Here is a 7343-nt window from a genome sequence, read left to right on the forward strand (position 1 = left end):
GCGGTTGGTTCGAACAAACCAGTCGGTGTGGGCGCGGAGCGGTTCAATCTGCTGATAGTGTTGTTAGTTCCGCTAGCCCACGGGTGGTCGTGAGGGTTCGTGTTGCGCTGGTGTTGAGTCTGCTGGTGGCGGTGCAGCTGCTGCCGGTACCGGGAGGGGCTGCCGTTGAGAGCCCGGTTGTGTCGCGGGTTGGTGGTCGTGTCGATGGTGGTGGGGTTGTTGGTGTGTCGGCCGTGTCGATGCCCGGCGATCTTCCGGTCGAGGTTCAGGGTGATGCCGGTTCGGCTCCTGTGGATGCTTTCCGACCGAATCCTGAAAGCTTGAAGCCTGGCTGGCGGACCGGGGTGTTCGAGATTGCTGTCCCTGATGGTGGCGGCGAGGTGCGCGTGTCGGGGTCGCCTGTGCGTCTTGTGGCTCCGGCGGGGTTGGTCCCGAGCGGGTCTACGGCTCGTGTCGAGGTCTTTGATCGTGGTGCGGTCGGGAGTGTTTCACCTTTCGGGGCTGCAGTCTCGGTGGGGTTTCGCGACGCTGCGACGCAGTTGTCGCCGACTGGGCGTTCGGGGTCCTACGGGTGGGCGATCTCGAATCTGGCCTACGGGTGGGAATCGGCCGAGCCGGTACCGGTCATCGCTGGGGCATCCTATGAGGTTGGCGGATGGGTGCGTGGCGAGATCGACGCGGCCGAGTCGTTCGGGGCGTGGATCGTTCGTGCGTCGTTCCTCGATGCTGGCGGTGAAGTGACCGGCCACGTCGATGTGGCCAGAGGCGACCCGGGATCGTTGAGCGACCGGTGGGAACGGGTTGGCGACCAGGTCACAATCCCTGATGGTGTCGTGTCGGTACGGGTCGAGTTGTTCAACTACCTCAACGGCGGGTGGGTCGCGTTCGATGACACGACCGTATCGGCGGTCTCGGACGCGTCGGTGTCGACCACCTACGGTTTCGGTTCCGGTGCGGTGGCCGTCGGTGTCGATGCAGATGTCTCCTACACGTTCGGGGATCATCTCGGGTCGGTGGTAGCCGCGTATCGTCGGTCGGATGGGCGAGTGTCGCGACGTTTCTTCCTCCCCTACGGGCAGGTCCGTGCGTCCGATACGATGCCGACCGACCGTAGCTTCACCGGTCAACACGCCGACGCTACCGGCCTGTTGTACCTGCATGCCCGCTACCTGGACCCGACGATCGGCCGGTTCATCCAGCCAGACGTCCTGATCCCGGACGTAGCCGCCCCCCAATCGTTGAACCGTTACAGCTACGTACTCGACGACCCGATCAACCACACCGACCCGACCGGACGTCAGGGGTGGCCTGTGGGCGAGCGCGACCCGCAGATCGAGACTCGGGACTGTAGAGGGTCGGGGGGTTGCGGGTTGCTGGTGGTTGGTGTCCACGGCGGGTTCGGATGGGCCCGGGTGGCGTATATTGGTGCGCTTCGCCGTACCGCTGTGTCACGGGTAGCCGCCGCCGCCGGGGTGATGGTTGCCGGTGCGGTTGCTGTTGAGGTGGCTCCTGCGTTGGCTGCGCTCGTACCGGACGCGGCCGGGGCCGTCTCGGCTGCGGTCGATAACGCCCTGATCCGCATCCTTGCGAGGAGCACTGTCGCAACGGCGCAGGCCACAGGCTGGATACGACACCTCCTCGGAGCCGACACCACCACAATCGAAGAACAAACCCTCGCCACAAACACAGCAGACGACCTGCTGGCCTTGCCCGGCAGACAGGTGGATGCTACTTGGGGTGTGAACACGTATCGGCATGGCGGCACGATGACGACGATCGAGCACATCAACTATCGGCATGCCTGGGACACCGGGTTTTCGAATGTGAGCCGTTTCGCCGAAGGGACTAGCGCTCGCCAGATTCAGGGTCTTGTCGACGACGCGCTGAAGTACGGCACGGTGAGTGGGAATGGGACCAGCGTCCTGTGGGACGCTGGTCGGGCACTGGGGGTCGATGCTGCAGGCAACACCGCTACCGGTGTGCAGGTCTACATCCGAGACGGGATCATTCAGACTGCCTTTCCTGTGGGTGTGCCGTAATGGGTGTCTGTCTGCTGGATCGGTTCTTCGACGAGGAGTGCACGTCATATGTGCGTGATCTGCTGCTGGAAGCAATGGGCCGTAGCTCCGGGACTGAGTACTTCACCTTCAATGTGTTCAACGTCCTGATAGATGCTGACCGCGGCGTTGTCACCGTTGAGGACGAATTGGATCCGGCGGCGTCCTGCACTACCTCGCGTGGATCCTTCGTGTCGCGTTTGCAGGCGGTCTGAGGACATGCATCGGTACGCCGGTGGAGGTTCGGTCCGGCTGCCTGAGTATGCAGGTCTCTTCCGAGTCCTGGCTATCTTCGTGTTCATTGCCATCTGGCTTGGCGCTCCTGTTCCGAGTTCCGCTGCTGGACGGGCCACCGATGTTTCGCCGGCGCCCACCTGTGCCTACGACGACTGGGCGCCAACTTCCGCACCTACGACGAATGGCGTCGCCAGCCTCGCGGATCAAGTCGTTCGCGGCCCCAGCGAGGTCCAGGGACACCTCTACGACGTCTCTGCTAACTCCGTTGCCACAAACGCGCTACTCACACCAGGCCGACTTGCGGATGATGTCGCGGAGGCTGTTGGGGGAGTTGCCAAGCCCGCAACGAGCGGCACCGGCCAGGTGATCACGATCCCTCAAGGGAACCGCCAGATTGTCATCCGCATCATGGAGGAGGGTGGCGGAAGAACGAACTACTACCGAGTCAGTGTTGCAGGCAAGGAGGCCCTAACCGTCATGGGCGAGGCTTCGGTGGACAGGGCTCTGACGCACATACCGATCGGTGAGAGCTCTCTCGACGACATTCTTCGGCTCGTCAACCAACTTGCCGGTGGTGGCGGATGACTGTGCTCAACCGGATCTGGGGAGGCCGCCTGACACAGCTACGCGTCGATGCTGCCGTTCACAGGGTGCGCCTGGTCATATCCACGGTCACTGGCGCTGTGGAGGACGTCTGCGAGATCGTCTGTTCCGAAGTCCGCGAGATGCGCCTGTTCGATGAGAGCATGTCGGTGTGGGATTATGTTGAGATCACGGCTGCCTCAGCTAGGCCAATGCCCGATGGCTCCATGGTGCTGGAGTTGACGATGTGGACTGAGGAGGCTGGGCTGATGATCCGATGCGGCGAGATCACAGTTGACGGGGAGGCACTGTCATTCAACGGCTGCTGACATGGCTCAGAGTGTTCTTGTTAGGCGTGGTCGCCGCAGGCATCCTCCTTTTCGACCCGTGGGCTACGGCTGCCGGCGCGAACCCGATCGTCTCTCAGTCACCGGCTCTGGATGCGTGTGGTTACGATGCCCTCACACGTTGTGATGCATCTACGACGGTTTCAACGGCTGACCTTGCGGTTCAGCCTGCCACCTCACCCTCCGGTGAGGTGGGATACGTGTACGACTCTCCCCGTTTCTCCCATGCCACAAACGGGGCAGAGATCCCTGAGGTCATCTACCGAGGAGGAGGTAGGAGCCCCTCGAATCTGACGTTGCGTGAGGGCGAGGAGGCACTGTCATTCCGGAGCTCGTTGTCAAACCCCTACCCGTCTGGCCGGCAGCCGGTGTTCCGGCCGGGACGCGAGTACATCGGGATCGATACCTCTGGGCTTCCTCCGGGATCGGTTGTTGTGGACAACGTCCCGCAGGGGCATGTCTCAGTGTTCGTGGATGATGTCGACCTTCTTCGGTCGCTGATCGTTGAGAAGGGTCGGTTCCCGAAGTGAGCGATTCGTCAGACAGTGTTGTCGAGGCAATCCGATGTCTTGTCCGGGTCGCAGAGATCTTCGGCGACTTGGCCTCGTGGCTTCGACAGATCGAGGGAGCGACTCGAGTGATGCAGCCGTGTTCCATGACCACGCTTAGGCGACGCGAAGACGAAGTGATCGAGTATGGCATCGGCGACGGGGTCGGGATCGACTGGTACGCTGATGTGGAGTTTACCAATGGCAGAGCGCTGAGCTTCGGCCTGGAGCTGAGCTGGGACGGGGGCGAATGGCGGGTGGTGCCCGGGATCCGGATCACCCATCGAGCGGGCCAAGATGATCTGTTCGACCTTGCCGATCGCTACGCGGTTGACGATGTTGACATGTGCAACTCACTCCTGGGAGCTGCTCGCGAACTAGCCAGCTTGCGGGATGAAGCGTTGGAGTTGTTCCGGTCATGGTCCGGGTGATCCCCTCCCGGGCCTTTGCACACTCTGCCGGGCTCGTCGTTATGGCTGCTGCGGTGCTGGGGCTCACGGCCCTTTCCGGATCGGCCTCCGCTGAGGCGCGGCTGGACGTTTGGACGGTTACTCATACGCACGACGACACAGCGACTGCACCTATGGCTATGACGACTCGCGGCGTCGACGTTGCAGAGCGGCCAGTTCCGTCCTCCTCAGGCGGTCTCGGATTCACCTACGACCCTTCCGGCCATTCCGATGCCACAAACACAGCAGGGGTGGTTGATGATGCGGCCAATGCTGCGCAAGGTGCTCGGCTGCGAGAGCACTTGAGGCTGTTGGAGCAGTACGGTGCGGGTGGGGTACGCGAGTTGGCCGATGGCCGTATCCGCTACTACAGCGAGGTGACGATAGCATCGAAGCCAGGCGAGATGGCTGGTGCGCGTCTGGTACGGGAGTGGAATCCTGCGACCGGCAACTACCGAACGTGGTACGAGACGCTTGACCACGCCGGCCAGATACGCCAAGTCCATCCATATCAGCCGTACTCGTCGTACCACTACATGTTCATGTTCGATGAGTTCGGCAACTATGCGGGGCGCGGGTGATGCGCAACTTGGTACCGTCACCGCCGTCGCAGGCAGATATCCGGGACATGCTGCGGGGGCTCCTCGCTGGCAGTCTGTCGCGCGAGGAGGTTTCGAGATGGGCTCAGCGGTGGGTCGGGGCGGTAGATCCAGGGATCGACGACCCTGTTGTGTGGCGTGCGCTGACACGGCTAGGCGGCGTCGACCTGCGCGCCAGCACTGACGAGTACCTGTACTACGACCCCGACTTTCACTCGTGGCTGGATGAGGTGGAGGATGCTATCGATCCTGGCGACTAGGAATCCGCGACCTGCAGGTGTTCTCAACCGCTTGATCGGGATCGCGCTTCTCGTCGTCCTTTTCTTGGTCGTAGCCCCACCTACGATGGCCGGACTCGACTACGACCTCACGGGTCCTGTTGATGGGACTGTGATGGTTTCGGCCACTGACCTGCCTGTTCAGTCGGTTCCCTTCCCGGGCAGTAATGCCGGACACGTCTACGACTCCCTCCACTATCGACATGCCACAAACGAGACAGCTGGCGTTGGGACAAGCATCGTCAAGTACGAACCGTATCCACCCGCCGCGACGAGTCCGGGAGGGTTCTGGGGAGCACCTGTTCGGAACAGGCTTCGCCCCGGAACGATCATTTCGCGCTACGGCGGGGAGGGCGGGACGTACGCCTCACCGGCGGGAACACCGTTCTCTGCCAGAGCGCTCCCGCCAGCGCAAGAAGCACTGGGTGAGAGCCTCTACACAGTCACACAGCCGCTCGACGTCGATGCCGGCATCGCCGCCTGGTGGCAAGGAGGTGGCGGAGGGATCCAGTACAGACTTCCGGCCTCGGTGTCGGAACTCCTTGAGAGCGGATTCCTGAAGAGGCTGGATCTATGAACCGCCGCGATCTTCGACGGTGCGCTGAGGCCGAGGGTATTCGAGAGACGGCCTACAGTCTTGAGGGAGGACTGCCACCCGAGACGTACGTGCTTGCGCTCGAGGAGGGCGGATGGTCCGTCTACTACTCCGAACGCGGCTCACGCGTTGATGAGCGCCACTTCGATACAGAGGACGAGGCATGTTCGGACCTGCTGCTTCGACTCGTGGAGGACCCAACCACGCGTGAGCGGCGATGACGTTCTCTGGTGCCGACAGCGAGCGCATGGCCACGCTCCGGTGGGTCGGAGCCGTGCCTGCTCCGATCTTCGTGATGAAGGATGACCCTACGCCCTTCTTTGGCCGTACCGATACCTCGGTCGAGGACCAGACCCCATGATGGCGGCCGTGCGGTCGGGTCGGTCGAGGTGGCAGTCGTGGCCGCTGTTCGTGGCTGTTCTCGTGTTCTCTGTACTGGCTGGGCCGGTGGCGAATCCTCAGTGGGCGTACGGCTACGACGGGCCTTCCTCGATCTACGACGGCCTGGGCACCGTCGCGTCAGTCGATGGACCCATCGGCGGTAGCCCCGTGCTTTCGGCGACCGTGGACGCCGATCGGTACTCCGGGTTCATCCACGACTCCTCCGGCTACGCATCTGCCACAAACGGCGCAAGAGGTGTTCGTGGACTGTCTGGTGCTGGCGACGAATTGGCTCAGGGTGGCGTCTACGCGCTACGTGATCCCGTCACGGGGCAGGTCGTGCGAACGGGACGAACGAGCGATCTGATTCGGCGTGCAGGTGAGCACCTACGTGATCCGGCGCTGGCCGACTACGAGTTCGAGATCATTGCTCGAACTGACATCTATGCACAGCAGCGAGGGCTTGAACAGCTCATCCACGAGGCGTACTCGCCTCCTCTGAATCTGATCCGGCCAATCAACCCGACGAATCCGAGTGTGACTACCTACTTGGACGCGGCGGCTGAGTTCTTGTCGACATACGGAGGCGGCTAGATGACGAAGAAGCTGCCCTATACCAATGGTGATCTTGTTGCCGTGCCGCTCCGCGAGGGGCTTGGATATGCAGTCGGTCTCATCGTGGCTCATGACGGTCTGGGTGGGGTGATCGGCTACTTCTTCAATCTGCGGTTTGATGCGATTCCGACCGTTGACGCGGCAGGGGCTTGGGGGCGCTCTGATGTACTGAGGGTGATGCGTTTCGGCGATCTGGGGTTGATCCGGGGCGATTGGGTGGTTCTCGGCGAGCATCCTGAGTGGCGACCTTGTGATTGGCCGATTCCTGCCTTTGGGAGACGCGAGCCTACGGGTAGGGCATTCAGGGTCACTTACTCGGCCGAGGATCTTCGCGGGCCAGCCCGCGAGGAACTGATCGACGACGATGAGTGCGACCGTCTGCCTCGAGACGCCCTCAGCGGCTCGGGTGCTGTCGAGCGAGTTCTGACCCATCTGCTATCCGTGGACACCTAGCCATGACCCCGATTGTCGGAGCTGTCTCTCCAGTGCCACGTCGAGGTCAGAGCTGCGCGGCTTGGTGGACGGTGACGGTGATGCTGCTGAGTTTCGTTTCCCTGCTCGCAGTTTCTCCCGCGGCCCACGGGTCCAACCAGGCTGCACTTGGGTACTACTACAACGGCTCGATTCCAGACGCTGCGCCTACGACAGTTCCTGC

At 62.4% G+C, this 7343-nt stretch carries 10 protein-coding genes and 1 pseudogene; all 11 read left to right on the forward strand.

The annotated features are described in order from the left end of the window. Positions 1-89: 89 nt before the first annotated feature. The 11 genes and pseudogenes from GXP34_04725 to GXP34_04775 all read left to right on the forward strand — a co-directional run bounded on the left by GXP34_04725 (position 90) and on the right by GXP34_04775 (position 7141). Positions 90-2039: an RHS repeat-associated core domain-containing protein gene (locus GXP34_04725; protein ID NOY55274.1), complete on the forward strand. Its 1950-nt coding sequence runs from the start codon at positions 90-92 to the stop codon at positions 2037-2039. Positions 2040-2089: 50 nt separating this feature from the next. After that, a complete protein-coding gene (locus GXP34_04730; protein NOY55275.1) occupies positions 2090-2272 on the forward strand; it encodes a hypothetical protein in 183 nt (60 codons plus the stop codon). Positions 2273-2276: 4 nt separating this feature from the next. Beyond that, on the forward strand, positions 2277-2879 hold the full coding sequence (locus tag GXP34_04735; protein NOY55276.1) for a hypothetical protein: 603 nt from the start codon (positions 2277-2279) through the stop codon (positions 2877-2879). Beyond that, a complete protein-coding gene (locus GXP34_04740; protein NOY55277.1) occupies positions 2876-3205 on the forward strand; it encodes a hypothetical protein in 330 nt (109 codons plus the stop codon). The genes GXP34_04735 and GXP34_04740 overlap by 4 nt, the downstream gene beginning before the upstream one ends. A 673-nt stretch (positions 3206-3878) precedes the next feature. Next, positions 3879-4202 (forward strand): hypothetical protein, encoded by a 324-nt coding sequence (locus GXP34_04745; GenBank protein NOY55278.1) that lies wholly within the window; start codon positions 3879-3881, stop codon positions 4200-4202. 422 nt (positions 4203-4624) lie between these two features. Further along, positions 4625-4729 (forward strand): annotated as a pseudogene (locus GXP34_04750) (citrate synthase). Positions 4730-4800: 71 nt separating this feature from the next. After that, positions 4801-5079, forward strand: coding sequence for a DNA-binding protein (locus tag GXP34_04755; GenBank protein ID NOY55279.1), 279 nt, complete (start codon positions 4801-4803; stop codon positions 5077-5079). Further along, positions 5057-5674 (forward strand): TNT domain-containing protein, encoded by a 618-nt coding sequence (locus GXP34_04760; GenBank protein NOY55280.1) that lies wholly within the window; start codon positions 5057-5059, stop codon positions 5672-5674. The genes GXP34_04755 and GXP34_04760 overlap by 23 nt, the downstream gene beginning before the upstream one ends. Beyond that, the gene (locus GXP34_04765) at positions 5671-5913 is read left to right on the forward strand and encodes a hypothetical protein (protein ID NOY55281.1); all 243 of its coding nucleotides are present in this window, start codon (positions 5671-5673) and stop codon (positions 5911-5913) included. The genes GXP34_04760 and GXP34_04765 overlap by 4 nt, the downstream gene beginning before the upstream one ends. Before the next feature lie 136 nt (positions 5914-6049). Then, a complete protein-coding gene (locus GXP34_04770) occupies positions 6050-6667 on the forward strand; it encodes a GIY-YIG nuclease family protein (protein NOY55282.1) in 618 nt (205 codons plus the stop codon). Continuing rightward, positions 6668-7141: a hypothetical protein gene (locus GXP34_04775; GenBank protein NOY55283.1), complete on the forward strand. Its 474-nt coding sequence runs from the start codon at positions 6668-6670 to the stop codon at positions 7139-7141. The last annotated feature ends 202 nt before the right edge of the window (positions 7142-7343 follow it).

Source organism: Actinomycetota bacterium (genome assembly GCA_013152275.1).
Taxonomy (GTDB): Bacteria; Actinomycetota; Acidimicrobiia; order Spongiisociales; family UBA4744; genus BMS3Bbin01.